27 protein-coding genes are annotated in these 26,344 nt (G+C 26.5%); 26 read left to right on the top strand and 1 reads right to left on the bottom strand.

The window, feature by feature from the left end; translation table 11 throughout:
* The first annotated feature begins 435 nt into the window (after positions 1-435).
* The 18 genes from FNZ64_RS14020 (at position 436) to FNZ64_RS13940 (ending at position 18,278) form a co-directional block, all read left to right on the top strand.
* Complete coding sequence (locus FNZ64_RS14020) at positions 436-579, top strand: thiazolylpeptide-type bacteriocin (RefSeq protein ID WP_142415628.1); 144 nt, start codon at positions 436-438, stop codon at positions 577-579.
* Between the two features lie 68 nt (positions 580-647).
* Entirely contained in the window at positions 648-815 is a 168-nt protein-coding gene (locus FNZ64_RS14015) for a thiazolylpeptide-type bacteriocin (RefSeq protein WP_142415627.1), read from the top strand.
* Positions 816-1,002: 187 nt separating this feature from the next.
* A complete protein-coding gene (locus tag FNZ64_RS14010) occupies positions 1,003-2,055 on the top strand; it encodes a hypothetical protein (RefSeq protein WP_142415626.1) in 1,053 nt (350 codons plus the stop codon).
* The gene (locus FNZ64_RS14005) at positions 2,045-4,564 is read left to right on the top strand and encodes a lantibiotic dehydratase (RefSeq protein WP_142415625.1); all 2,520 of its coding nucleotides are present in this window, start codon (positions 2,045-2,047) and stop codon (positions 4,562-4,564) included. Before FNZ64_RS14010 ends, FNZ64_RS14005 begins: the two co-directional genes overlap by 11 nt.
* Entirely contained in the window at positions 4,557-5,279 is a 723-nt protein-coding gene (locus FNZ64_RS14000) for an ABC transporter ATP-binding protein (RefSeq protein WP_142415624.1), read from the top strand. Before FNZ64_RS14005 ends, FNZ64_RS14000 begins: the two co-directional genes overlap by 8 nt.
* 14 nt (positions 5,280-5,293) lie before the next feature.
* Positions 5,294-6,037 (top strand): ABC transporter permease, encoded by a 744-nt coding sequence (locus FNZ64_RS13995; RefSeq protein ID WP_142415623.1) that lies wholly within the window; start codon positions 5,294-5,296, stop codon positions 6,035-6,037.
* Between the two features lie 6 nt (positions 6,038-6,043).
* On the top strand, positions 6,044-7,531 hold the full coding sequence (locus FNZ64_RS13990; protein ID WP_142415622.1) for a hypothetical protein: 1,488 nt from the start codon (positions 6,044-6,046) through the stop codon (positions 7,529-7,531).
* A 2-nt stretch (positions 7,532-7,533) separates the two neighbouring features.
* Positions 7,534-9,249 (top strand): YcaO-like family protein, encoded by a 1,716-nt coding sequence (locus tag FNZ64_RS13985; protein ID WP_142415621.1) that lies wholly within the window; start codon positions 7,534-7,536, stop codon positions 9,247-9,249.
* Positions 9,250-9,258: 9 nt separating this feature from the next.
* Positions 9,259-10,539: a nitroreductase family protein gene (locus tag FNZ64_RS13980; RefSeq protein WP_142415620.1), complete on the top strand. Its 1,281-nt coding sequence runs from the start codon at positions 9,259-9,261 to the stop codon at positions 10,537-10,539.
* Positions 10,540-10,541: 2 nt separating this feature from the next.
* A complete protein-coding gene (locus FNZ64_RS13975) occupies positions 10,542-11,420 on the top strand; it encodes a lantibiotic dehydratase C-terminal domain-containing protein (protein WP_142415619.1) in 879 nt (292 codons plus the stop codon).
* 56 nt (positions 11,421-11,476) lie between these two features.
* A complete protein-coding gene (locus FNZ64_RS13970) occupies positions 11,477-12,214 on the top strand; it encodes a nitroreductase family protein (protein WP_142415618.1) in 738 nt (245 codons plus the stop codon).
* Positions 12,215-12,225: 11 nt separating this feature from the next.
* Positions 12,226-13,083, top strand: coding sequence for a hypothetical protein (locus FNZ64_RS13965; protein ID WP_142415617.1), 858 nt, complete (start codon positions 12,226-12,228; stop codon positions 13,081-13,083).
* 228 nt (positions 13,084-13,311) lie between these two features.
* On the top strand, positions 13,312-14,433 hold the full coding sequence (locus FNZ64_RS13960; RefSeq protein WP_142412845.1) for an IS4 family transposase: 1,122 nt from the start codon (positions 13,312-13,314) through the stop codon (positions 14,431-14,433).
* A gap of 205 nt (positions 14,434-14,638) precedes the next feature.
* Entirely contained in the window at positions 14,639-14,803 is a 165-nt protein-coding gene (locus FNZ64_RS14825; protein WP_185903802.1) for a hypothetical protein, read from the top strand.
* Between the two features lie 291 nt (positions 14,804-15,094).
* Positions 15,095-15,706, top strand: a complete 612-nt coding sequence (locus FNZ64_RS13955; RefSeq protein ID WP_142415616.1) for an accessory gene regulator B family protein — start codon at positions 15,095-15,097, stop codon at positions 15,704-15,706.
* Entirely contained in the window at positions 15,678-15,839 is a 162-nt protein-coding gene (locus FNZ64_RS13950; protein ID WP_185903801.1) for a cyclic lactone autoinducer peptide, read from the top strand. Before FNZ64_RS13955 ends, FNZ64_RS13950 begins: the two co-directional genes overlap by 29 nt.
* Before the next feature lie 113 nt (positions 15,840-15,952).
* Positions 15,953-17,329 (top strand): sensor histidine kinase, encoded by a 1,377-nt coding sequence (locus tag FNZ64_RS13945; RefSeq protein ID WP_142415614.1) that lies wholly within the window; start codon positions 15,953-15,955, stop codon positions 17,327-17,329.
* 220 nt (positions 17,330-17,549) lie between these two features.
* Positions 17,550-18,278 carry a LytR/AlgR family response regulator transcription factor gene (locus tag FNZ64_RS13940; RefSeq protein ID WP_142415613.1) on the top strand — a complete coding sequence of 243 codons (729 nt, stop codon included), beginning with the start codon at positions 17,550-17,552 and terminating at the stop codon, positions 18,276-18,278.
* A gap of 302 nt (positions 18,279-18,580) precedes the next feature.
* Here FNZ64_RS13940 and tnpC read toward each other — a convergent pair whose 3' ends face one another.
* Positions 18,581-19,651, bottom strand: a complete 1,071-nt coding sequence (tnpC, locus tag FNZ64_RS13935) for an IS66 family transposase (RefSeq protein WP_142415612.1) — start codon at positions 19,649-19,651, stop codon at positions 18,581-18,583.
* A 321-nt stretch (positions 19,652-19,972) separates the two neighbouring features.
* On the opposite strand from tnpC, the gene FNZ64_RS13930 reads away from it, so the two are divergent.
* From FNZ64_RS13930 to FNZ64_RS13895, 8 genes are all read left to right on the top strand, one after another.
* Positions 19,973-20,932 carry a methionine ABC transporter ATP-binding protein gene (locus FNZ64_RS13930; RefSeq protein WP_142415611.1) on the top strand — a complete coding sequence of 320 codons (960 nt, stop codon included), beginning with the start codon at positions 19,973-19,975 and terminating at the stop codon, positions 20,930-20,932.
* Between the two features lie 8 nt (positions 20,933-20,940).
* The gene (locus FNZ64_RS13925) at positions 20,941-21,711 is read left to right on the top strand and encodes a methionine ABC transporter permease (RefSeq protein WP_142415610.1); all 771 of its coding nucleotides are present in this window, start codon (positions 20,941-20,943) and stop codon (positions 21,709-21,711) included.
* Positions 21,632-22,462: a MetQ/NlpA family ABC transporter substrate-binding protein gene (locus tag FNZ64_RS13920; protein ID WP_142415609.1), complete on the top strand. Its 831-nt coding sequence runs from the start codon at positions 21,632-21,634 to the stop codon at positions 22,460-22,462. The genes FNZ64_RS13925 and FNZ64_RS13920 overlap by 80 nt, the downstream gene beginning before the upstream one ends.
* Positions 22,463-22,547: 85 nt before the next feature.
* Positions 22,548-23,357: a DUF169 domain-containing protein gene (locus tag FNZ64_RS13915; RefSeq protein ID WP_142415608.1), complete on the top strand. Its 810-nt coding sequence runs from the start codon at positions 22,548-22,550 to the stop codon at positions 23,355-23,357.
* A gap of 205 nt (positions 23,358-23,562) precedes the next feature.
* Positions 23,563-23,772: a hypothetical protein gene (locus tag FNZ64_RS13910; RefSeq protein ID WP_142415607.1), complete on the top strand. Its 210-nt coding sequence runs from the start codon at positions 23,563-23,565 to the stop codon at positions 23,770-23,772.
* A gap of 13 nt (positions 23,773-23,785) precedes the next feature.
* Complete coding sequence (locus FNZ64_RS13905; protein WP_207705534.1) at positions 23,786-24,307, top strand: GNAT family N-acetyltransferase; 522 nt, start codon at positions 23,786-23,788, stop codon at positions 24,305-24,307.
* 91 nt (positions 24,308-24,398) lie between these two features.
* A complete protein-coding gene (locus FNZ64_RS13900; protein WP_142415606.1) occupies positions 24,399-25,274 on the top strand; it encodes a MerR family transcriptional regulator in 876 nt (291 codons plus the stop codon).
* A 239-nt stretch (positions 25,275-25,513) separates the two neighbouring features.
* Positions 25,514-26,155: a GntR family transcriptional regulator gene (locus FNZ64_RS13895; protein ID WP_142415605.1), complete on the top strand. Its 642-nt coding sequence runs from the start codon at positions 25,514-25,516 to the stop codon at positions 26,153-26,155.
* The last annotated feature ends 189 nt before the right edge of the window (positions 26,156-26,344 follow it).

Below are 26,344 nucleotides of genomic sequence, written 5' to 3'. Positions count from 1 at the left end.
ACTTCCTTAATGATTTGGGATTTAAACTCTTCTGTATAATTCTTCTTTTTCATGTATAATCACTCCTGACAATATTATTATATTTTACATAACAGATATTGTCCAATATCATTTAGGGGCTTAAGAGTTATCATCTAAAGCTTTCATCCGAAAGATATTCTAATCTAGAAATATGTAATAAGTGCACTTAAAATAATCATAAATGCAGTAAAACAAAAATATAATTGCATTTAAGTTTTTAATAATAGTATTTATGATTAAAAAAATAAAGAAAGAAAATAACATGATAATATAATACTTGTAAGGCACACAAAACAAATTGAACAGATAACGAAAAGCAATTATAAAAATGTTAAATGCAAATAAATACTAAATTTATTAATTGCTTTAAGTTCATATTACATTTGTACAAAGAATTAATTGGAGGTTAATGAAATGGACAAAAACAAAAATAATTCAAATAAAGAGTTTGATTTTGTTATTGAATTATTAGATTTAGAAAAAAGTAGTTCAAATGAAGAATTAACTACTAGTGGTTGTTCAGCATGCTCAACTTGCGGCTCATCAATAGGATATTAGAATTTAAATATTAAGTATTTAAATTTTATTATATAAATTAAATTTAAAATTATAGGGGGAAAAAGATTATGGATAAGAAAATTGAAAACAAAAAAGAGGAATTACAATTAAATGCGGAGTTTCTAGATTTAGATGAAGTAAGTGCAATACCAGAAACAACTGCAAGCAGCGGTTCAACTAGCTGTTCAGCATCATCAACTTGTGGCTCAACATCTTGCTGTGGATCTTGCGGCTAAGATATGAAAAAAATATATACACTTCATAGCTTTTTATAGAATAAATTAAGTTTAAATATATATGGTTCATGTTGTTATATTAACTAAACCTGTATAAAAATAAAAAACTATTAAATATTCAACTCTGTTAGTTATGGTAGCAGAGTTGAATATTAAAAAAATTAAAAGTAAGATTGAAGGTATTTTTATGAAAAATATTAAAATTTATAATTACAATAAAATTTATGATAAAGATTTAATTAACATCATTATAAGTAGCTTAAAAAATGGAGGTGAATACTATATTTCTCGATCATGGGAGAATGGTCCACAGGTTATTGTTACATTAAATAATAATATTTCTATGCAAGAAATTAATGATATTAAAAATCAAATATCAATTAAGCTATCTGAAATACCTGTTGATAAGGAATATTTAATAGCTATAAAGCAGCAATATTTAAGAAATCAACAGATAATCAGTAAATTAGAAAAAAAGGCTTGTGAAGAGAATACATTAAAACCACATAATACTATAGAAATTATTGAAAATGAATTTAAGTATTTTAATGAGGGCTTCACAAATATAATTCATAGTTGCAGATATACATTGCAACCATTATTAAATGAATTATATTTTATTTTAGAAAATGAAACTCAATTAAGGTTTAATTTGAAAAATAAAGAAATGAATTTATCAAAAATATTGCCTGTATTATGTCATGTAATATCGGAGTGTTATAAATATGACGATAAGAATAAAGGCTTTTTTTCTTATACTTCTCATGTACAGGGCTTCTTTGAATTATCTAAAAAGCAAGGAGTTCCATATTCAGAGGCGTTATTTGAAAGTATATTTAAACAAAATTTTGAGCATATGAAATCATATCGTAGTTCTAATGATGCCTTTCTAGAAAAATGGTATATAGCATGGGCTGATATAATGAATAAATTAAAAATAGAAATACCTAAATATATGGATGATAGTTATATAAAAAATTTATTTGAAACCTTTAATGCATTAGAACAGGATTATGATAATGATTTCCATAAGAATTTTGTTAGATATGCAAAAAATAAGGATTTTGTTAATGACATTGAAGCCACTGCATACAGATTTTTGATAAATATATTTTATCTTTCATTGCCTTTTATAAAAGTCAGTGCATTAAAGAAACAAATATATATTTACATGGCCTACAGATATGTAGAATACGTATATGATATTGATTGGAGGGAGGTAGTAAGTGGTGGACTATAAAAAATATGAAAATCCAATAGTGTTATTTAGAGGTAGCCAGGTAACTAAAGAATGGTATAACCAAATTAAAGTTAATTACGAAAATCTTAATAAAAATCTAGATGAAATATATAAATTAGGAAATGAAATAGAACTTAAAAGAGAAATGTTAACTGAAAAAATAGAAAGCATTTTTGCTATTGCTAAAGAAAATTATTTACTTAATTTAAAAAGAGATATTTATAATAAAAGAATTGAAAAAATAAACAACTCGTTAAAGAAAATTCAGGATGATGAGTTAAAAATAGACGTAGAGTTGTTTAATAATTTATTAAGAAACAAAGAAAGCTTATTTGTAAGTTTTCAAAATGAATTTGAAAATATTTATAATTTAGATAGAGAGATACTTAAAGAAAGTATAACCAACGAAGATATATTAAAGTCTATAATATTTTTTAATGAAAAAATCTATGAAAAATTAGATAAGTTTATAAACCAACCTACCAAGGCGCATAACTCTAAATTAAGAAAAATAGATTACTTCTTATTAAAAATGCTTATAAGAACTTCAATGAAAACTAGTCCTTTTTCCTATTTAACAAAGACAGGTATAGTATCAGAGGATGATTCAGAGCAAATCCCAAAGGAAGCTTATGTAGAAATTAATCATGCACTAATATTAGAAATTTTACATAAATTTTTGAGAAATGATGAAACAGCACTTAAAGTATTGCCTATAAAGATAGATTCATTTGGAACTAGAGACTCGAAAATTTATTATGTTAACCAAAATAGTGTAAAGCAATCTCATAAAATTTTTGAGACAAGTGATAAATTTGTTGAGTTTAAATTAGAGCCGTCTGTTATAGAGTATTTAAACAATAATAAAAGTAAAGTTATTTATTATGAAGAGTTTTACAATGAACTTAAAAAAATTAATGCCTATGAAGATAATGAATTTTCTTTATTTAAACAATTGGTAAATTTAAAATTATTTAAGCAGGTTATTGAAATACCTAATAATAGAGACTATTTAAAATGTATTGTGGAATTCTTAAATAAAAACAATATTGGAGAATCTTTTATAGATAAATTAGTTGAATTAGATAATGAAATAGAATTCTTTAGAACAAATAACTATAAGGATAGAATTAGAAACTGGAATAATATAAAGAAAATTATAAAGAACCTATCAGAAGAAGAAATAGAAATAAATAATGAAATGATTTATGAGGATATAGTTTTTAATTCTAGTAAAAACAATTTAATAAAAGGTAAGGTTGATGAAGAGTATTTAAATACAATGGCAGATTTTATTTTATTATTTGATGTAAATATACGTGTACAGTATGAACTAGCTAAAAGGTTTTACAATAAATATAAAGATGAAGAAATTAAGTTAAGTAATAGTGCTATGTTAAATGAAGTGTTTTTTAGCAATATACATAGCTTTTATCCTTATTATCAGGATCAATATTACTGCTATAATGAAGCCCTATCAGAAGAAGTATATTTATTAGATAAACTAAGATTAGAGTTTTTAAATGAATTTAATGCTTTAATAAACAATAGTTCTGAATCAGAAGAGGTTGATGTTAAAGATATTATATTAAAATATTGCTCTTTAATACCTAGTTATATCAAAGACAATGCTAATATATCCTATACTCTATTTGCTCAAGCTACAGGCGGTAATAAGGTTGTTGTTAATGATGTATATGACGGACAAGAAAAGTTTATATCTAGATTTAAGGATTTCTTTAAAGCATCACAAAATACAGAGGCATATGTTGATTATATAAATAAAGGATATAACCAAAATAATTATTATGAAATAAATGAGCTTTTTGGATTTAATGGAGGAATACATGAAAGAAATAGTCACAAAGTAGCTAATTTAAATATTGGCTATGAGCAATTTGTTAATAAAAATGCTGTAAGCTTATCTGATTTTTCTGTTTTATATAATGCAATAACTAAAAAGTTAGATTTTATGGATGATGAAAAGAAAGATTTTAAAGTAATATATAAATCTTCATTAGTTCCTATTTTCTTACCAGGCATTTTATCAATAATGCTATATATGTTTCAATCTGGAAGATTAAATTTTAATATATCTTCGCTTTTTAAAGAAAAGGCTCGTGTGCCTAGAATAGTATTTAATAATATGATCATATCAAGGAAAAAGTGGAATATTGACGTTAAAGATTTAAATAATTTATTTAATAATAATGAACCTATAAGTGTACAATACAAACTTACACGAGAGTATTTTAAAGAAAAGGGATTACCACTTTGTTTTTTCTTAAAACATTATAGACAAGGAAAAGAATTAAGTGTTGAAAAGCCTATGTTCTTTGATTTAAACTCACCATTATTCTTTAAATTTTTAGTAAATGAAATGGGCTCAATAATTTCTTCAGATAAGAAGATTTATTTTGAAGAAGTAATGCCAGAAATAAGTTATGAATTAAATGAATATTTAGTTGAATATACCTTTGATAAGAAAGGAGCTATAAAATATGCTTAATATAGAAGTTAAAAATTTAAAAAAATCTTATGGAGCAAATGAAGTGTTAAAAGGTATAAACTTCAAAGCTGCACAAGGAGAAATTATAGCTATTATAGGTAAAAATGGAGCTGGAAAGTCCACTTTTTTAGAATCTATAATGATGCTTAAAAAATTTGATTCAGGTGAGATACGTATTTTTGGTAAAAATATAAACTCTTTAAGTCAAAGTGATAAAGATCAAATAAAAAAAGATATTTCAGTTGTATTGCAGCCAACATACTTTTTTAAGAATTTAAGAGTTTATGAATTGTTAGAGCTTTTTGCAGTATATTATGGAAAAAACATAGATATAGATGCTGTAATGAAAAGCTTTGAACTTGAAAGTCATAAAAAATCATTCTTTGATAAATTATCTGGAGGATGGAAGCAAAAAGTTGCGTTAGCCATAGCCTTTATGACTGAACCTAAAATAGTAGTATTAGATGAACCAACTACTGGACTGGATCCATATATGAGAGATGTTTTATGGAAAAATATAATTAAGTATAATAAAGAAACTAAAGGAACAGTATTATTATCTACTCATAATATGGAAGAAGTTGAGGAGTATTGTGATAAGGTAATGTTAATAAATAACGGAATAGTGGAAGAATTTAGAAAACCTGAAGAGATTTTAAGTGATGGAAAATATAAATCAATAAATCAGTTTTATCTTTCAAGAGTTGCTCAATAGAAAGGAGTTATAATATGTTACTTACACAATTAAAGTATGATTTAAAAATGTTTTTTAGAGAGTTATTTTATTTAGTATTCACAGTAATAATGCCGCCAGCTAGTTATATTTTTATGGGACAGCTTTTTGGTAGTCAAAGCTATGGAAAATTTAACTACGCTCAGTTTTATACTCCATCCTTTATAATTTTAATAACTTTCTCTGTAGTATTCTTTGCATTTGGTTTTGATAATGTAATGAATAGATCATCTGGAATAGAAAAAAGAATAAGTATTTCACCTATTAATATGAGAATAATAGTTGTTTCAAATATACTAAAATCTGTAATAATTACTAGCTTAGGCTTTTTATCTATACTTACATTAGGTATTTTTGTTTATGATTTGAAGCTTGCTGCATTGCAATTACTTTTATCATACGGATTCTTTATAATCATTAATATAACATTACTGATTCTTTCATTAGCTTGCTATTCCTTTTTTAATGAAATGAAGAGTGCCTTAGTATTTTCTATAATTGCATTTCAAGTAGTTATGTTTACAGGAGATTTTTCAGTACCAGTAGCTCAGGCCCCTAAGTTTGTACAATATATAGCTCATGCAAATCCTGTATATCATTTAAATCACTTATTCATAAATATTTGGAATAATGCTTTTGAATTTAATAGAGGTAACTTAATTTCTATAGGGTATGTAGCTATAGTAGTATTAGTTTCATTAATTGTATTTTTACTTAGTTCAACGCGAAAGAAGGATTGATGCATTATGAACATATTAAAATGTAAAAATAATTATCGTTATTACTATAAAGATGATTACTTATATTTTGTAAATGATAGTATAAAATTTAGATTAAACATGAGTGTGGAACAATATCAGGAAGTGTGTAAAGTTCTAGACATATTGCATGAAGGCGCTTCTAATGAATATGTAGAAGAAAATTTAAAAGAATTTAATAACTTGATAGAATTATTAAAAAAGGTTGGCATAGCTTATGAGATAGAGAGCAGCCTTCTTGAGATTAGTAAAGATAAAGTATATTTTTCAATAGCTGAAAATTTATCTAAAGATGTTAATGAAGATTTAAAAAGATTGATGGATTCGAACATAATAATAAATAAAAGCTTTATAGCTTGTGAGGAAATATCAAAAATTTTAGCAACTAGCCAATTGAATTTCATTATTTCAGAAAATTCTGAAAATGACCTTGAAATTTCTTTTAAGGATGGATCTAAAGAAGTTGTAAATACATTTGAAACTAATTTTAATGAAATTATGCTAGTGCCTATTTTATTAAAAAACGTACAATATTTATTTAAAAGTAAACTAACTAAAGAAAATATTTCACCTAAAATATTAGCCCAATTTTCCTTTTATAGCTTAATAGAAGCTGCTATAAATAATATTACTAAACATAATTTTATAATAAAACAAGATTTGGAAGTTAAAAGAAAGAAAATTTATACTTTAAATGAAAAAAAACTGCCGATAGATCAAGAAAAATCTAAACAGCTTAAACAAACAAAGGACTCTTATGCCCTTAACTCTTTGGAATTATTTTTAAGTGGTGTTACTTCTAAGATTATATCCTTTAATAGAAACATAGATTATGGATGGTATCAGCAAGCACCTATTCAAGTTTTTACAATTCAATATTACTCAGTAGATAATACTTTAGATAACTGTTACATTGCTGATATAAGTTATGAAAGACTTTGTAATTTTATTGCTGAAATTGGATTTATGAATGTATTAAAAAATAGTTATGGAAAAGAATACATGCTAAAGCTTCAAGGAGAGTTTGTTAATGATACTATTTTAAATAATTTTGATAATGAAATAGTAGAATTTGATCTTAAGATTTTACAAGATTATCATACAATTATAGATTTATTTGCACAAAAAAATTTAGATGTAACTTTGTATAAGCAATATTTAAATAATACTAAGTATTGTATTTATATATCAAATAAAACAGAGGGAAGTACTTATAGATTTAATGTTCCGCTAAAAGATACAAAATATGTAGATTTAGTTATTTACACTTATATAAGTGCACTTGATAATAATGTAGATTTATCAGAAACATTCTTTTCTAAAATTAACTTTGAAAAAGATAAGAAATTAATGAAGCAGTATAGCTTAGAAAATAACCATATTGATAAAGAAGAGACTACAGGTAGCTGGAAAAAATCTTCGTTAGGGTTATTGCTGGAAGAATATGGATTTAAATATGAAGTATGGGAGATTTAAATATGAGCGTAGTTTATTTAGATAATATTATAGAGAATAATCCTATAAATATTGGCGATATATCCATTTACTTTAATGACAGTTTCATATTTATAGGACCAATGCGTAAAGAAAATGCCTCCTGTTTTAATTGTTTTGTAGATAGAGTAAAGGAACAAGAGCTTTATGCTTATTACTTGATTGAAAATAAGACAAAAAAATTAAACCCTCTAGAAGAAACAATAATTGATGAATATGTAAAAGATATTAAAGATATAAATAATTCCATTATTTATATCTTTAATAGAAATACTAAGGAAGTAGAGAAGGTAAGCACCTTTAAAAGAGGTGACTGCCCATCTTGTAAAGAAGACAAAATACAATATAAAAATTTACATGCTCCAAGTAAAAAATTTGATAAAAATAACCCAAGACAAGAATCTTGGAAAAATGTAGTGAAGAAATTAGATGATAATAAAGAGCTAGTGTATAAAAATAAATTTTCAATAATTAATAGAGTTAATAGATCCGGTGATTCTTATGGAATTCCTATGGTTGAAACTGAAGTAGCATATAAGGATGTTTCAATGTTATCTTATGGTCGTACTGATTCTTACGAAACAACAAAATATATATCAATGCTTGAGTCTTTAGAACGTTATGCAACGGCTTTTCCATATAAAAAATCTGCTTATTATTATTATGAGGATGAGTGTGCTGATATAGATTTAACAATTTCTGAAATTATTGATTTAAATAAGTCATTCTTAACTGAATATAAAAAAGATGAAAAAATCTATTATTCTCAGGTAGAAGCTCTTCACAGTAATAAAAAAGTTTTGATTCCAGAACAATTAATATACTTTAATTCCCATTGTTTTACTGATGAAACACGTTATATTTATGAAAGCTCTAATGGAAGTGCATTAGGCTCTAGTATTGAAGAGGCAAGCTTATATGCTATGTTGGAATTGTTTGAAAGAGATAGCTTTCTTGGAACTTGGTATGGGCAGATTGCACCTAATAAGCTAAATATAGAAAGTGTAAAATCTGAAAAAATACAAAGCTATATATTAGCCTTAAAAAAGGAAGGAATAAAAGCTCATATTTTCGATATTTCTTTAGAATTAAGAATACCGATAATTTGGATATTGCTTGAGAAAATTGATCCTAAGCCAGAGGAAATGGCTTTTTATACAGCTGCAGCATCATCTTTTGTATTAGAGGATGCTATTGAAAAGGCATTTATTGAGGCTATTACCGCAATTTCAGTGTTTACTAATGTATTTAAACCTGAAGAATTCCAAAAGCGAAAAAGGATGTTAATTGAAAATCCAGATAAAGTAACTAGGTTAGAAGATCATTTACTTTTATATTCAAACAAGGAAGCAAGAAAATTTTTAAAGTTTGCTTTAGAAACCCCTTATTACATGGATTTTGATGAATTAAATCAAAATTTCATTGAGTTTGATTGTACTTATGAAGAGGTAATTAATCATTTTCATAAAATATTGCTTTTAAATTCAAGTAAGGTTTATAGAGGTAAAACTGATAATGTAAATTTAGATAACTTAGGTTTTGTTAATGTTAAATATATAGTTCCAGAGATGTTAACTATGACTTTTGGGCATCAAAACAGGAGAGTAGTTAAATCAAGAATATTAAAAGCTATAAATTTTAAAAGACGAGGACATTATGATGAAGCGTGGATAACTAAAACACCACATCCGTTTCCATAGGAGGTTTATATGATTAATTTAGAATATTTATTGAAATTCGGTGATTTAAGATATGATAATTTTTTATATGGACAAGCAGTAAATGATGAAAGATTCTTCTCTGACAAAGAAGAATCCTTTTGTATAAATGAACTTTATGAAAAAATTCAATGCAATAATATGAAAACAAAAGATTTGATCTTATATTGGGTTTTTACAATGATTGAGGAAATACATAGGATTGACTTTGATAGTAAATATGTTTTTCATACTCTTACACCAAAAGCTAGAAATATGGATTCAATAAGAATGGGAATTGTAATTGGTGAAAATATATATACCTTTAACGGATTAAGCAATGAAATTTATGTAAATAAAAACAATGTAATTTTAGCTGAAAAATCTAAAGCTTATATAATAGTTTTTTCAGATGATAGAAAAACTCAATTTTTTTATGGTGATTTTCATAAAATGCTTTCACTTTTAAATCTAGGACATGCTGTTTTTAATATTGAATACGCACTATCTAAAACTTCCTTAAATTATAAAAATGCTGAAAAAGTAGTATTAAATGAAAAACTCTATAACTGTTTATTAAAAAATTATATTTATATTAATAAAGTTTTTGAAGTAAACCTAGATACTATCAGCGAAACCACTATAGAAGAACCTTTATTTTTTAAAAGAGGCAATGTATATAATAAAGAACCTATAATAAATAACACTAATTATCTAAAAAGTTTTTTTGATAATTTTACTAAAAATGATTTTGTGTTAAGAAGTTCAGCACAAAAAACTATAGGTGATGTTACTTATTCTAAATTTATGCCACAGCATGCATTTGATTATTTATTAAATAATCTAAGTAAGATTTCAAAAGAAACACAAATACAGTTATATTTTTATATTAATAATATCCAAGGATATGAAAAAGGCTATTACTTTTTAAAAGATGAAGAATTAACTCAAGCAAGAACCACTAATAATTTTTTAGAACATGACAATATATTAAGGGAATATCAGGACTTTACAAATCTAAACAACTTAAATCTCTGGGTTTTTATGAATATATCTGATTATAAAAAAGAAAAAGATTACGATTCATTATTTGTAGATATGGGCATTATTGCACAATTTATTTCAGTATATATTGGAAAATTTAAGTTAGCAGCAAGAGCTATAAAAAATTATAATGATGTTTATATTAAATCTCAATTTGAATTAGAAAACAATGATTTGGTTGGATATTCATTGGCTATATTTCCGATAAAGTCTAACACTCAATCTTATATATTAAAATCGGGGGAATAACTATGTGGAAATCTAAACATATTTTTATAGGTGACTATAAACTAATAGAAGTTTTTTTACAAAATTATTTATTAAAATATATTGAAAATAATAGCCCGGATGAATGGTTTTTTATTAGATACTGGCAAGGGGGACCACACATAAGATTAAGATACAATATACAAGATATTAATCAGAAAGCTAAGTTTGAAAATGGCTTAATAGCACTACTTAGTGAATTTAAAGAAGAATATTCAAACTATGAATTTGAAGAGTTTAAATATGACAAAAGAGTAATTGAACTAGAAAAGGTTAGCAAACTAGAAGTATATGATAACTTTTCTATTGAAGATATTGAGTATAAGCCAGAGATAGCTCGTTATGGTGGAATAGAAGCAATGAAATATTCAGAGAAGCTTTTTAATGAATCTTCAAAATTAGCAAGTTATATTATACAAAACGTTGAATGGAGAAAAAGATATATAGTAGCTCTAGATCTTATGTATTATAGTTGTGACATTGTTAAAAGATTAGGGTTAATAAACTCTGAAATAGAATTCTTTCAAAGCTATAACAGCGTATGGAAGCAATTTGAAAGTGTTGAACCTATGGATGTATATGTACAAGCTCTTAGTAATAGACTAAAGGATTTAAAAAATCGTAAAGAGCCTTTTGAGTCATATTTAACTTATCTAGACAAGCTAGAACTAATCTTAAGAGATATTGTAAAAGAACAAAATACCTTTAGTAAAGATACCGTTTATTACATCATGATTTCACATATTCATATGCTTAATAATAGATTGGGGTTATCTCCACAAAATGAACACCTTTTGTCTCAAGTATTTTTAATAAATAAAGGTGATAGAGCTTCTGACACTGTTAACCTTGAAGCAGTTTAGCTTATAGCTGCTTCAATAATTATGTGGTAAAAAATATAAATAAAGGAGAGGTATATATGAGCAGTTTATGGGATTTCAAAGTAGATATTTCAAAGCTTTATAAAGCATATCATTATGCTTCAATAAATGATGAAGTATTTACTACTGCACAGATATATAAATTACCCAAGAAAGAAGATAACGACTTAGCAGAAAAAAATCTTTCAAATAAGTTAATATATAATGCTAATAATGAAAATGACTTTGAAAAGATAATTTATAATAGGCATTCCTGGCCTAGGGAATTTCATAATAATAATTTTGTGGATTTCGATTTTATATCAAAATTTCTTCAAATAGCTTTTATAGGTGGAGATAAATGCAACAGAAATTATCCTGCTGGTGGAGCACAATATCTTGTTAATACATATCTTTTATTTAATGAGAATAGAGTGGACAAGAGGTTTATTGAAAAAGGTAATGTATGTAAAATTGATTTTCAATCAAGTTGTTTAGAGCATGTTAACTCACTACCTTGGAGTGAAATTGAAAAAGCCTTCATACAAAAGGAATGTGTAAGCACAGCCCAATTTGCCATAGCTCTATCTGTGAATTTAGATGAAATCAATGGTAAATATTTAGATATAGCGTACAAGCTTGTACAACAAGAGGCAGGTCATATAGGACAAAATATTCAACTTGTATCACAGTATATGAATTTAGAGTCCTTACCACTAGGTGGTTTTTATGATATTAGAATTAATAATATTATTAAAAATTCACAAACTGCATTATACTGTTTTTTAATTGGTTAGGAGGAAAATATATGTATATATTAAATTTAAAGTATCATATGTATAAAAAAAATAATATGATTTTAATAAACAATGAAGTTGATAATTCTTTAGCTTGTGCTATTAATTTAAATAATATAAATTTTACTAAGTTAGAAAAGGTTTTATACACGGGATTTGATAAAGAGGTAATAGATATAACTAATGAACAAAGATATGCAATTCAAATATTAGAAAAATATCCTAAGTTATTTGACTCTAATAATACAGAGGATGAATGCATTATGAAGTCTTACTTACGCAATCATATAATAACTTTTAGAAGTTCATTTATTAGAAAAGATCCTTATTTTAAAATTGAAGATTTTATAAATAAATATAAAACAACTAATTGTAAAACAAGAGTTGCGCTGATTACAAAGGATAATAGATTTGATTTTTTATTAAAAATGTTAAGTTCACTACCAATTATTGATTTTGAGTATATAGATTATAAATCTATTAAAGAAGTAAACCTAAAAAGCTTTGAATTTATTGTTATTGAAGACACGCTTATAAGTGAACTAAAGGAAGTAGAAAATTTAAATACAGCCATTATCTCAATTAATGTTGATAAAGATAACATTTCAGTTGGTCCTCTTATATTTTCAGAAAAATTTAATATTCCTGAAAGTAATCACTTAAACGAAGAGATATTTGACATAGGTATAGGGGAGCAATCTTTAATTTTCTTTTTCGTTGAGAGAATTATATTTATTACAACATTAAAATTATATAATGAAATTAATGTTGATATAATGCTTCCTATTAGAAATGTATTTACAATAAATAAGCAAACATTGCAAGGTAAAAGCGAATACGTTTTATTAGTACCAAAACAAAGTTATTAGTTATTTAAGACATTAAAACAAGCGTTTATTATTTTTATTAAATATTTTATATATTTATATATTATAATGTAAGTCACTAGTGTTTAATTAATGGATTGAAAATCCTATTGACAATAATAACTTGTAATAAATTTCTATGTGTACCAGCAATATATAAATGAAAATAGTCAGCACCTTTGCTTTAATATAATTACCACAATCATATCGCAAAGGAGTTGCTGACTATCTATGAATAATTATATCACTATTTTTGAAAAATTATTAGATATTGTTAACTGGAACACTTTGAAAAAATCTACGTATAAGTTAGATGTTGACTATAATATAGCATCAAATCATTTGAAAACTCACCTTTACTTTCATTTAGCGAAGCTAGATAGCTTAAGGGATGTTGATGATTTTATGCAATCTGATTCTAAGCTAAAGGAGTCAATAAAAAGCGTTAGCTTGGGAACGTTGTCTAATTATAATAACTATATGGATTATAATGTTTACATTCCAATATTAAACGAACTAATTGATACTGCTTTAAAACAATTACCTGTAAATGAGAAACTTAAAAAGTTTGGAACCATAAAACTAATAGATTCTTCAACTATAAGTATGGCCAAGACTTATTTTCAGTGGGCAGAATTTCGCTCTACAAAAGCAGGAATAAAGCTTCATACAAAATTCAACTTAAGCAAAGGAGTTCCTGAGCTTATAATTGTGTCTAATGCTAAACCACATGATAGAACTAAGATGAAAGAACTTATTACAGAAAACAACTGTATATATGTCTTTGACAAAGGCTATGTTGACTATAAAAAGTTTGATGAGTTTAGCAATAAAGGAATACGCTTTATTACCCGATTAAAAGATAATGCTGCTATAACTGAAGTAAGTAAGCTTGAAATAACTTACTCTGACGTTACTCTACTAGATGATTCTATAAATATCATTGAAGATATTATTTGCTATCTTGGTACAGAAGATATTAATATGACAAAAAATCAGTATAGGGTTATCACTGTAGTTGATTCTGAAGGTCAAATACTAACCTTTGTAACTAACATATTACAATATACTAGTGAAGATATAGCATGGTTATATAAAAAACGTTGGGATATCGAGCTATTCTTCAAATGGATTAAGCAAAATTTAAAAATTAAAAGATTCATAGGACATAGCCTTAATGCAGTTATGATGCAAATTGTTTCGGCAATAATAACATTCATTATAATAAAACTAATACAAGACGTAGCCAAAACAGCCTACGGCTTATTAAAAATAAAGAGATTAATAAAACATTCAATTACAAAATTAATAGATAATATCTTGTTTTCTTGGGAGAAGTGGTTAGGTGGCTAACTGCAACTATAAAACCATATACTTCCATACAAGCTATCACTATGCGGGCAAGTCTGCCCTTTGTTATAGGAATATTATTCTATATTAGCATAATTTAAGAATTTTACTATAAAGAATGATTATAATACAAATGTCAATGAAAATATTTTCTAAAAATTAAACACTAGTGAATGTAAGTATAAAAAATTTTAGTAGGAGTAGATAAATGAAAATTTATACATATATTACATTAATAGTAACATTTTTAGTTTTACTTTTTGTAATATTTATACCATTCATACCTTTAATTGCAAAAGGTGTTATAGTTGGTATACTTTCTATTATTAGCGGTATAAATATATACTTTCTGAAAGAAACCAATAATAATTAAAACTATGGGAAACCATAGTTTTAAGTGTTTTTTATAGAAATTTTACAAAAGTAAATGATTAATAAATAGGTGAAATAACAAACTAAAATTCCATATAATTACATCGATTGTGATTAAATTTAATGCATTTATGATAACAAAAATAAAAAAAAATCATTATAAGTACAAATATTTTACATTTAAGATAAGTATAAACTTAAACTGAAATTTTTTTTATATAATAATGTCATAGGGAATAAACAAAACAAATACAAATGATAATAAAACATAAACAAGCTAGGAGGTTTAAAAATGGATTTAGTATCAAAACTAAGTAATAACTTAGCACTAAATATAAACCAGCACATGAAAAAAGATGATGAGGAATTTGAAAAATTAAAATATGGTTTAACTGTGCTTCTTATAAATATAACCAAAATGACAGTTTTACTTATTGCAGCATTTACCCTTGGAATATTTAAATATACTTTTTTATACCTTTTATGTTTTGTGATTATAAGATCTTTTGCTTTTGGAGTTCATGCAGAAAAGAGTTTAAATTGTACCTTATCAAATTTAATAATATTTCTTGGTGGTACTTATTTAAGTAATATTTTAAGACTAGACAATTATGGAATAACGATAATATTCATGTTAAACCTTTTACTTTTGTATAAATACGCACCAGCAGATACTAAAGCTAGACCTATTGTAGGTAAGAAATTAAGGAGAAAATTAAAAATAAAAGCATTAATTTCAGCATCAGTACTAATGATTATAGCTTTAATAGTACCAAACAATATGTGTAAAACCATAATAGCACTTGCAGTGCTTTCAGAAGGTTTATGTATAACCCCATTAACATATAAAATATTAAAAAAGGAGTATGATAATTATGAAAAATTTATTAAACAAGGTGTATAATTTAAAAAGAGGTTCATCTATGGTAATAGGTGCATTAGCTCTGATGATAAGTGTAACTTCAACTACTATGTGTTTTGGGTTTGGTTTTTATGAACCTGAAATACCGAAATCCTTATATATGAATGAAGAATAGAAAATAAAAGTTTTAACTTTTATTTTCTTTTTTTTATATATAAATTTCAAACGTTTCAAATATTAAATAATTATGATATAATAATCCCAAGATATACAAAAGGAGACATTTATATGGCATATATAATATTTACTTCTTTACTTTCTGGTTTAGCAGTTATATTTGTCCTTTATAATTTAAATCTAGTGAAATTAAATTATAAAGATTTAATTATATTAGGTGTACTAGCTCTTCCAATAATTGTTTTAAGCATTATAGTAAGGGAGGCGTTGTATATACCATTAATATTTATTACCTATGTTTCATACTTATTTATAAAAAATAGAAGGATAGTAATTAATATAATGAGTGTGGCAATGACTGTAATATTATTCTTAACTATTGATATGATGTGTGGTTATTCATTCTTAAATATATTTAATATATCTATAAAAGAATTATTCATAAATAAGTATCTTTATGTAATTCTTAACTTGACAGTATTTACTTTAACTTTTTTAATAAGTAAGATTATAGGAATACTTATTAAAAAAATAAATATATCTGAATACTTAGAAAAAGTAAATACTAAACTAACCATGTTAGTAGTAACAAATATAATAACTGCTGGTATAGTAATGTATGTTCTTGCAATGATAAATAAATATGTTAATACAAGCAAGGTTGTAGTTATATTAAACATTTTTTTATTTATTATCTACTTTATATCTACTATAAGTATATCAATTTTTTATGGTAATTATGCAAAAAAAGATATTTTACATAAGCATAGGCAAGAAGAATTTAATCAGCTTAAGGAATATACTAATAACCTTGAATATATGCATAATGAAATGAGAAAGTTTAAGCATGATTACATAAATATAATATCAACTATAAATGGATATATTGATGAAAAGAATATTAATGGATTAGAAAGATATTTTAATGAAAATATAATTCCTCTAAGTAAAAATATAAATAATAATAATAATAAACTTGGACTTTTACAACATATAAAAGTCACAGGTTTAAAAGGATTATTATCTTCAAAAATTGTACAAGCTCAAAGTAATGAAATTGATATATTTATAGATATAGCTGAAGATATTACTAGAATGGATATGGACATTATAGATATTTGCAGAATTATAGGTATTTTATTTGATAATGCTATTGAAGCTTCCATTAATTGTAGTGAGCCTAGTATAAAATTTGGAATTATAAATAGAAAAAATTCTGTAGTTATGGTTATCGTAAATTCTTGTAATATGAATACTCCACCTATATATAAAATGTTTGAGAAAGGTTTTTCAACAAAAGGAGAAAATAGAGGACTTGGACTTAGTAATGTTAAAGAAATAGTTGATAAAAAATATAGTAATGTATCCTTAAATACATCTATGGAAAATCAATTTTTTAAACAAGAATTAATTGTTAAATTTCAAGATGTTTTAAAAGAGAGTTCAGTTAATTATGATAATGTATCTAGCTATAATTATAATGCGTAAGGTAAATTTTAACGACATTTTAGAATAAAAGTCTCCTATTTCTATAAATGGAAGTTAATTACCCTAACAAAAGAAAACTTCACACTAGTATAAAATATCCTTCTGAAGTCGTTAATTCGGCACTTTAGGTGCCAGCTTTAATAAAAAATAGATAATTGCTATAATTTATTTGTTTGAATATGCTCAATTAAGAATTTTACATTACGGAAAGGGTGAAATTATGTTAAAGGTTGTTATATGTGAAGACAATAAAAGTCAACGTGAAAAAATAACTCAAATAGTGGAAAATACAATTCTTAGGGAAGAATTTAATATGGAGCTTGCTGTATCATCACAAGATCCAAATGAAGTATTAGCTTATATGGAAAATAATAAAAGTATGGTTGGAATATATTTTTTAGATGTAGATTTACATGCTTCTATGAATGGTATAAAGCTAGCTGAGAAAATAAGAGAATTAGATCCTAATGGATTTATAATATTTGTAACAACTCATTCTGAAATGAGCTTTTTAACCTTTGAATACAAGGTGGAAGCCATGGATTATATAATAAAAGATAATTATCAAAACATTAAAGAAAGAGTAAATAAATGCATAGCAAAGGCTAATAATCTTTATTATTCTAAAAATAATAAGGAGGATAAATTCTTTACTGTAAATTGTGATGATACTGTTTTAAATATAAGATTTTGTGATATATTATTCTTTGAAACTGCAGAGCAAGTACATAAAGTTAGAATACATCAAGAAAACAGACAAGTTGAATTTTATGGTACATTAAAGGATATTGAAGAAGGTTTAGATGATAGATTTTACAGATGCCATCGTTCTTTTATAGTAAATAAGGATAAGATAAATAGCATTGATAAAAAAGAAAGAATTATATACATGGTAAATGGTGAGCAATGCTTTGCTTCCACTAGATATATAAGAGGACTTGTGAAATAAAATGCAACAGAATTAAAAACACGCTATGAGCGTGTTTTTATATTATGTTATCTATATTTTAAGAGCCTGTACATCTAGGAATTTGCTATATAACCTTCCATTTGCGACGAGTTGTTCATGGGATCCGCTTTCAACTATAGTACATTACAAAGATCTTATCACAATTCTTAATTGTGCTTAAACGGTGAGCAATTATTATACAAAATTGTAAGCATCAAAGAATTGACGTATGGAATAAATCAATGTTTTCTGATAAACTAAATCCAGTAGTAAGCCGTAATGCTTCGCTACTGGATTTAGCTTTAATCTTTTTTATTATGAATATTTTTATTTTGGAGCCTAACTTCTTTAGGAAGATCCTTAGACCAAGGCATATATTTTAATAGCGTATCTTTATCAGTGATTTCCATAGTACATAGCATATCCATTAAGTATATAAGATACTTTTCTACTACTAATCCATTGGCTTTCGCCGTTTCTACTACGCTATAGATAATTGCACTGGAAATAGCTCCCTTAGATGTGTTACACATAAGCCAATTTTTTCTTCCTATAACAAATGGTTTTATTGCTCTTTTAGCTCCACTATTGTCTATCTCTATTGAACCGTCTGTTAAGAAAGTTCTAAAGCTAGGTAGTAGCTTTTTACTGTATCCTAAGGCTTGGCCTAGTGGGCTTCGTGGTAGAGCATTTTTTAGTTCAATATCAACATAATTTATAAACTCTTCAATAATAGGTGCTGATTTTTTAAGTCTTACTTCATAGCATTTTTTATAATAGTCAGCATCATTAAAATATGTTTCTTTTAGTTCTTTTTCTATTTTATAAAGTTGTTCGCAAAAATTAAACCCTATTAATGCTCTAGAATTTTTTAGGACCTCATCTTTAAGCTTTGAAACAATATCAAAGTATTTTCTCCTTATATGAGCTAAGCAATAAAGCCGCTTAACATTTTCAACCTGGTTATAACCAGTGTAGCCATCTGTTTGAAGAATTCTAGAAAAACCTTTTAAGAATTCTTTTGGGCATGAACCGGAGCGTGTCTTTTGATAGTAATATAAAATTATAGGGGTTTTAGACTCACCGGTTTTATATAGCCACATATATTTTTTAGCCTTAGAATCTTGGCCTTTTGAATCAACTACAACTACAGTTGTCTCATCAGCTTGAATATAATGGCTTTCTAATAGCTTTTCTTTCATTAGGTCGTAGACCGACTGAAATTCTTTTGCAGCACCAATTATCCAATTAGACAATGTTTGTCTAGAGATACTTGCTCCAAGCATATCAAAGTAAGTTTCTTGTCTATAAAGAGGTAGTGTATATTGATATTTAAGATTTATATAATATTGTAGAAACAGAAAGCTAGTCACATTAAAATATAAAAAAAGCTATAGGCATATTCCCAAGGAAGTAACTACTGTATTTCAATTTATCACTAACAATAAAAAATATTATGTAATTTTATGTATATTTATAGAGGAAATAGAGAGAGTGTTGTCTATAGGAAGTTTGTATTTGAATCGGTAATGTATATACAGTAATATAAATAACGTAGTCAGAAACAATATTTTACACATAGGAATAAATTGTATTTATACAATTTAAAAATAGTATGTAATGTTTATTATTTGTTGCTAAACTTAAACATTATATATGAAAAGAGTTAGCTTGTATGAATGGAAGTGAAATAATTGATAAAAATACAAAAACTACAGAAACAATTTGGTAGTACAGAGGTAATAAAAGGATTAGATTTACATATCAAAAAAGGTGAAATTTATGGAATTGCAGGTCAGAGTGGCTCAGGAAAATCTACACTGTTGAGATGTATTAATGGATTGATTACATATGATGGTGGTTCTATAAAGGTGGATAATAAAGAAGTTAAGGATTTCGATAAAAATCAGATTAGAATATTTAGAAAAGATGTAGGAATGATATTCCAACAGTTTTCATTGCTAGATAGATTATCTGTTTATGACAATATTTCTTTGCCTATGAAAATGTGGAAATATGAAAAAAAAGAAATTAATAAAAAAGTTGAAGAACTTGCAGAAATTATAGGTATTTCTGATAAGTTGAGTTATATGCCATATGAGTTGTCTGGTGGTCAGAAGCAGAGAGTGGCAATTGCAAGGGCATTAACTATGAATCCTAAAATTATATTATCAGATGAATCAACATCAGCTTTGGATCCTAAAACAACAAAGTCTATTCTTGGATTACTAGATGAAGTAAATAAAAAATTTGGGATAACAATTGTTCTTGTTACACATCAAATGGAGGTTATAAGGGAAATATGTGATAATGTTTCAGTTATGGAAAATGGGGTTTTTACGGCAGTAGGAAGTCCCAAAGATGTATTTTTTAATCAAGAGGACAGGCTAAAAAATTTATTAGGTGAAAATAGAATATCTTTACCTAGTGAAGGTGTTAATATAAAGCTTATGCTAAATCAAAACTCAGATGAAAAATATGCTATATCTGATATATCACATGTATTAGATACTAGAGTTATGATTGTTGATGGTGCTGTATATAAATTTAGAAATGGAGAATTTGGTAAATTTATTATTAATTTCGATAGAACAAAAATTGAATCGATTAAAAAGATATTAAATGAGAAACATATAGAATGGAAATTTTTATAGGAGGGCTTATGAATAAGGAAGCAGTTTTAGAATGGTGGAAATATTTTAGTGAATTAATAGCACCATCAACATTAGTTACTATAAAGATTGTATTTATAACTGTACTTATAGGTTTTGTAGTTGGATTTGCGCTATCTATTATATTGTATCTTAATTCACCAATGGGATTGAGACCAAATAAATTAATTTACAAGTTAATTGATTTTTTAGTTAATTTAACTAGGAGTATACCAATAATGATTTTGATTGTTGCAGTGTCACCTATAACTAGGAAAATTATAGGTACTTCAGTTGGTGCAAATGCAGTAATATTGCCATTAGCACTGGCTGCATCTGCATTTATTACTAGAACTTTATCTAATACATATAAGGATATAGACCCTCAACTAATTGAAGCTGCGAAATCTTTTGGTGCTTCAGATTTTCAAATTATTATGAATGTAGTTGTTAAAGAATCTGTACCAGCTATAATATCAGTTATAACACTAGCATGTGTTACCAATATTGCAGGATCTACCATAGCAGGAGCTGTAGGTGGAGGAGGCTTAGGTTCTATAGCATTGAATTATGGATATCAGAGTTTTAATGATGCAATACTATATACAGCTGTTATTATATTGTATTTTATGGTTCAAATCGTACAAATAATAGGGGATAAAATATACAAAAATAAAAAGTACTTAAAGGGAGGAAAAAGAAATGCTAAAGAAATTAAGAAAATTTGTAGTAATGTCAATGGTGGTAACATTAGCAATGTCAGCGATAGGATGTGGAAATAATAAAGTAGACAAAAAAGATGATGCCAGTAGAAAAAACATTAAGATAGGTGTAATGGCAATAACAGAGCCTATAGCTAAATTATTAAAGGATGCATTAAAGGAAAAAGAATATAATATAGAGATAGTAACTTATGATGGTAATCAATTACCTGCAACAGCGTTAAAAGATAATAGTATTGATGGAGTTATTTTAAATCATAATCCATGGATTCAAAAGTTTAACAAAGAAAACAATTGTAAGTTAGTGATGGTAGAACCTTATTTATATTATGGACAAACCAATTTATATTCTAGCAAATATAGGTCGGTTAAAGATATACCTAATAATGCAAAGATAACAATACAAGGTGATCCAGCTAATATGGATAGAAATTTAACATTCCTAGAAAGATTAGGATTATTAAAATTAGGTAAGAAAACAGGTGAGTTTTATTCTGTTATGGATATAAAAGATAATCCTAAAAACCTTAATTTAATTGAGGCTGAAATAACTGCAGTTACAAGGAGTTATAAAGATGTTGATGCAATGATTTCAGGTGCATCTATAGCTAAAAAAGGAGGAGTTCCTAAGGAGGATATAATTATAGAAGATGAAACATCTAAGGAATATCCATTAGGATTAATTGTTAGAGATGGTGATCAAAATTCTGAATGGGTTAAAGCTTGTAATGAAGTATTTCAAACTCAGGATTTTAAAGATAAATTTAATAAAGAGTATGATGGAAGCTATACATTATTTAAAGAAAAGTAACTTATTCTTTATGTAAGCAAATAAGTAAATCGATATAAAAATGAAAGGAAAAAGGTATATTAAATAATATATCATGTAATTAAAAATGAAGAAAACCCCAGCAGAGTTAGATGAATTGTTTAAACGTGTATTAGACTTAAATAGAGAAATAGTAGGAATAAAATTTTTACATGATGAAGCACAATACAATGAGGCCAATGCCTTGGATATTAAAGGTAAAATAAGATATTGTGTTTTGGTTAAATCAGCTTCTTTAGGTCATGCATTAAAAATAAGAGGTGAGAATTGCAGTTGCCAAGGTGCAAGTAGAACACTTGGTTTTATAAAACCTAATAAAAGGTATTCTTCAGGATTAACATATATGGATTTTCAATTTTATGAAAGTATGTCCATTTCATATAAAACAGTGCAAGAGATAGAGAGTATCCAGCATTGCCCTATAGGTATAATGGCTAAACCACTATATATGTATAAGGAGAGTACTCCAGATGTTGTTATTGTAGTTACAAAGGCATATAATGCAATGAGAATATCACAAGGTTATACATATAAGTTTGGATTGAAAAAAAATTTTACCTTTGCTGGTAATCAAGCATTATGCTTTGAATCAACCACAATCCCATATAAAAATAGTGATATGAATATCTCTATGCTTTGCGCCGGAACAAGACATTATGCTTCGTGGAACGATGAAGAGCTTTGTTTAGGGATTTATTATAATAAATTCCAGGATATCTTAGATGGTGTTATTAATACAATAAATACAATTGAGCCTAATGATAAAAAGAATAGAATTATAAATAAAAATGGTAGTGACTTAGTTGATGGGTATAGGGTAACGCTAAATAGTGCATATTATCTAGGAAATAAGACTGAGAGTATTTACGAAAAATAAATATTAATAATATTTTGTGAACATAAATTACTTTGGCATAATTGTGAAGCAATGAATTTTCATTATTTGAAAAACAGGTGTTTGTCAAGCGGGTTGTCGCATAAACAGAAATTTAGCACTTAAATTCCAGTAAAAATTATATTTTTACTGGAATTTATATATTTGTAAAGTAAAAAGCAGGTTCTTTCGAGAGTCAGTTTATTATATGCTATACTCTAAGTATGGTCACGGAGATAATCTAGCCATTCTTTCAATTTTATACCCTTGGGCGGATTTAAGGCATAAGTTCCATGTTGACCATATGTTCCCTAAGAGTGAATTTACAGCTAAGAAATTAAAAGCTAAGGGGATACCTGAAGATGCAAGGCTCCAGAATAAAAATATTCATAATAAAAATGAAAAAGCTAATAAATAGAGGTGGTAATATTATGTTAAGGTTAGTAAAACCAGATAAAAAATATGAGATGCAGTATAGAGAGATGATGGATGAGTGGTACACCGTAGGCGAGAAAATTGTACCCTACAGCATACGAAGATTGGACTATAAAAATTTTGATGAATACTTGAATGGGTTTGAGGAAGAGAAAAATGGCTGTTTGTATGGTGGCGTTCCAGCAACTACATTATGGGCATACCATGATGAACGTGACATTATCGTAGGAGCTGTAAGTATCAGGCATTGCTTGAATGAAGAACTTCTTAAAAATGGTGGTCATATAGGTGATGGTATTAGACCATCAGAAAGAAAAAAGGGCTACGCTACCAAAATGATAGCCTTAGCATTAGAAGAGTGTAAAAAACTGAAAATTCATAGAGTACTTATGGTTTGTTCCAAGGATAATATAGGTTCGGGGAAAAGTATAATCAATAATGGAGGTGTTCTTGAAAATGAAATTATATATGAAGATGGAACTATTGACCAACGTTATTGGATTGACTTAGGGGTATAATTTTGAAACATGTTAGTTATTTCTACTTTTTCGCAAAAACTATTGACTATCACCTTGGGTGCTAGTTTATGATTATTTTGAGGTGATAGAGATGTTAATTAATGAAACTAGCAAAGTAACTAACTTAACCAAAAAAGCAATTGAGTATTATATAGAACAAGAATTAGTTTTCCCTACTATTTTAGAAAATGGATACCGAAAATTTAGTGAAGAGGATATAGAACAGTTAAAAAAGATTTCTATTTTTCGTAAACTTGGGCTTAGTATAGAAGAAGCTAAAGCAGTGCTTGCTGATGAAACTGATGATACGCTACAAAAGCTGTTAGTTCAAAAGGAACTGAATATTCAAAGAGAGCAAGCAAAGAAAGTTATTATGGATAAGCTTTGTTGTGGTAAGGAATATTCTGAAATAAGTATGGATATAGAAGTAATTGAGAAAGGTGCAACAGTTACGGAAAAACTTATAGATGCGTTTCCTGGGTATTATGGCAGATTTATTTGCCTTCATTTTGCTCAGTTCTTAAATGAACCTATTACTACAGCTGAACAGCAATCAGCATATAGGGAAATTATAGGATTTTTAGATAATGTGCCATCACTTAGTTTTCCTGAAGATTTGCAAATATTTTTAATTGAAAGCACAAAGCATATTGGTACAAAAGATATTAACGATATCATAGAAAACACAAAGCAATCCATTAAAAATCCAGAAAAGTTTTTATCTGAAAACAAGTGTTTTTTAGAGCAATACATAGAATTTAAGCAATCAGATCAATACAAGAATTCACCAGTGTATAAAATTCAATCTTTGATGAAAGAGTTTAACAAGAGTATTGGTTACTACGATATATTCATACCAGCCATGAAGAAACTAAGTATTTCATATGCAAATTATTATAGACAAATGGAGCTCGCAGGGGAAAAACTTCTTTCTCAATATCCTGATATAGAAAAACTTGATAGATAAAAGCAAATAGATTAATAATTTTCATGGGATTTTAAATAGATTAGATAGCTTTCTGTGTTTTAGGTAAATGAAACAGGGGTTTATAGCAAAAAGAGTAGTATTTTGCTGTTTTTTTGATAAGTTAAACATATAATAATCGTAAAAGAGATGTAAATTATTAAATTTTTTTATTTGATTATTTTACGTTTAACCAATATAATAATATTTAATGATAACTTTAATAAGTAAGGGGTATGATTATGAGCAACAGTAAATTAGATACAGATGATATCTATGAAATATTGAAACAGAGAATCATTCATCTTGAATATGGATCAGGGCAAGTTCTAAATGAGGTAGATGTAGCTGATGAGTTTAATATTAGCAGAACACCAATTAGAAGGGTATTTCAGCTATTAAATAATGATAAACTTTTAAACATAGTACCAAGGTTTGGGGCTCAAGTCACTCCTATAGATTTTAAACAGATGAAATCTATTTTTGAAGTAACTAGGGTGTTAGATCCATTTGCTGCAAGACTTGCTGTTGAAAGAATAAGTGATGAAAGTCTTGTTGAACTTGAAGAAATAATATCTAGACTTGAGAGTTATAATATAAGCAAAGATTATCAAAATGCTATAAATGATGATGAACGTTTTCATAATATTATTTTTTCATCCTGTGGTAATCCTTGGCTACAGGATATTTTAAAGTCATTACATTACCATACAGAAAGATTATGGCATTATTGTGAGCAGTATTTTGATAGTATTGATCTTTTTAGTCATACCCTTGGGAAGGTATTAGAAGGTATAAAGGAAAAAGACTTGGATAAGGTGGAAAAGTATTCGAGAGACCATATAGATGAATTTGTTCTCAAGATAAAAAAAGAAATGCTATAGGGAATTTCAAAAAGCTCTAATTTCGAACGAGTATAGTCGTTCCAAATCAGAGTTTTTTATTTTTTGAAAATTTTCAGAATTTTATTAAAATACACTTGAAATACATAAAGAATACGTGTAGAATAATAAATAGAAACAGGTAAAAAACATTTAACAAACTGAATCAAAAAAAGAAAGAAGGTGGAAAGG

Source organism: Hathewaya massiliensis (genome assembly GCF_902143515.1).
In the GTDB taxonomy this organism is placed as follows: Bacteria; Bacillota; Clostridia; order Clostridiales; family Clostridiaceae; genus Hathewaya; species Hathewaya massiliensis.
Note: the sequence above shows the minus strand (reverse complement) of the source record. Positions and strands in the feature narration are given on the sequence as shown.

Coding starts and splice junctions, on each gene's coding strand:
- FNZ64_RS14020 (WP_142415628.1), top strand. CDS start 436: ATGGACAAAAACAAAAATAATTCAAATAAAGAGTTTGATTTTGTTATT.
- FNZ64_RS14015 (WP_142415627.1), top strand. CDS start 648: ATGGATAAGAAAATTGAAAACAAAAAAGAGGAATTACAATTAAATGCG.
- FNZ64_RS14010 (WP_142415626.1), top strand. CDS start 1,003: ATGAAAAATATTAAAATTTATAATTACAATAAAATTTATGATAAAGAT.
- FNZ64_RS14000 (WP_142415624.1), top strand. CDS start 4,557: ATGCTTAATATAGAAGTTAAAAATTTAAAAAAATCTTATGGAGCAAAT.
- FNZ64_RS13995 (WP_142415623.1), top strand. CDS start 5,294: ATGTTACTTACACAATTAAAGTATGATTTAAAAATGTTTTTTAGAGAG.
- FNZ64_RS13990 (WP_142415622.1), top strand. CDS start 6,044: ATGAACATATTAAAATGTAAAAATAATTATCGTTATTACTATAAAGAT.
- FNZ64_RS13985 (WP_142415621.1), top strand. CDS start 7,534: ATGAGCGTAGTTTATTTAGATAATATTATAGAGAATAATCCTATAAAT.
- FNZ64_RS13980 (WP_142415620.1), top strand. CDS start 9,259: ATGATTAATTTAGAATATTTATTGAAATTCGGTGATTTAAGATATGAT.
- FNZ64_RS13975 (WP_142415619.1), top strand. CDS start 10,542: ATGTGGAAATCTAAACATATTTTTATAGGTGACTATAAACTAATAGAA.
- FNZ64_RS13970 (WP_142415618.1), top strand. CDS start 11,477: ATGAGCAGTTTATGGGATTTCAAAGTAGATATTTCAAAGCTTTATAAA.
- FNZ64_RS13965 (WP_142415617.1), top strand. CDS start 12,226: ATGTATATATTAAATTTAAAGTATCATATGTATAAAAAAAATAATATG.
- FNZ64_RS13960 (WP_142412845.1), top strand. CDS start 13,312: ATGAATAATTATATCACTATTTTTGAAAAATTATTAGATATTGTTAAC.
- FNZ64_RS14825 (WP_185903802.1), top strand. CDS start 14,639: ATGAAAATTTATACATATATTACATTAATAGTAACATTTTTAGTTTTA.
- FNZ64_RS13955 (WP_142415616.1), top strand. CDS start 15,095: ATGGATTTAGTATCAAAACTAAGTAATAACTTAGCACTAAATATAAAC.
- FNZ64_RS13950 (WP_185903801.1), top strand. CDS start 15,678: ATGAAAAATTTATTAAACAAGGTGTATAATTTAAAAAGAGGTTCATCT.
- FNZ64_RS13945 (WP_142415614.1), top strand. CDS start 15,953: ATGGCATATATAATATTTACTTCTTTACTTTCTGGTTTAGCAGTTATA.
- FNZ64_RS13940 (WP_142415613.1), top strand. CDS start 17,550: ATGTTAAAGGTTGTTATATGTGAAGACAATAAAAGTCAACGTGAAAAA.
- FNZ64_RS13925 (WP_142415610.1), top strand. CDS start 20,941: ATGAATAAGGAAGCAGTTTTAGAATGGTGGAAATATTTTAGTGAATTA.
- FNZ64_RS13920 (WP_142415609.1), top strand. CDS start 21,632: ATGCTAAAGAAATTAAGAAAATTTGTAGTAATGTCAATGGTGGTAACA.
- FNZ64_RS13915 (WP_142415608.1), top strand. CDS start 22,548: ATGAAGAAAACCCCAGCAGAGTTAGATGAATTGTTTAAACGTGTATTA.
- FNZ64_RS13910 (WP_142415607.1), top strand. CDS start 23,563: ATGCTATACTCTAAGTATGGTCACGGAGATAATCTAGCCATTCTTTCA.
- FNZ64_RS13905 (WP_207705534.1), top strand. CDS start 23,786: ATGTTAAGGTTAGTAAAACCAGATAAAAAATATGAGATGCAGTATAGA.
- FNZ64_RS13900 (WP_142415606.1), top strand. CDS start 24,399: ATGTTAATTAATGAAACTAGCAAAGTAACTAACTTAACCAAAAAAGCA.
- FNZ64_RS13895 (WP_142415605.1), top strand. CDS start 25,514: ATGAGCAACAGTAAATTAGATACAGATGATATCTATGAAATATTGAAA.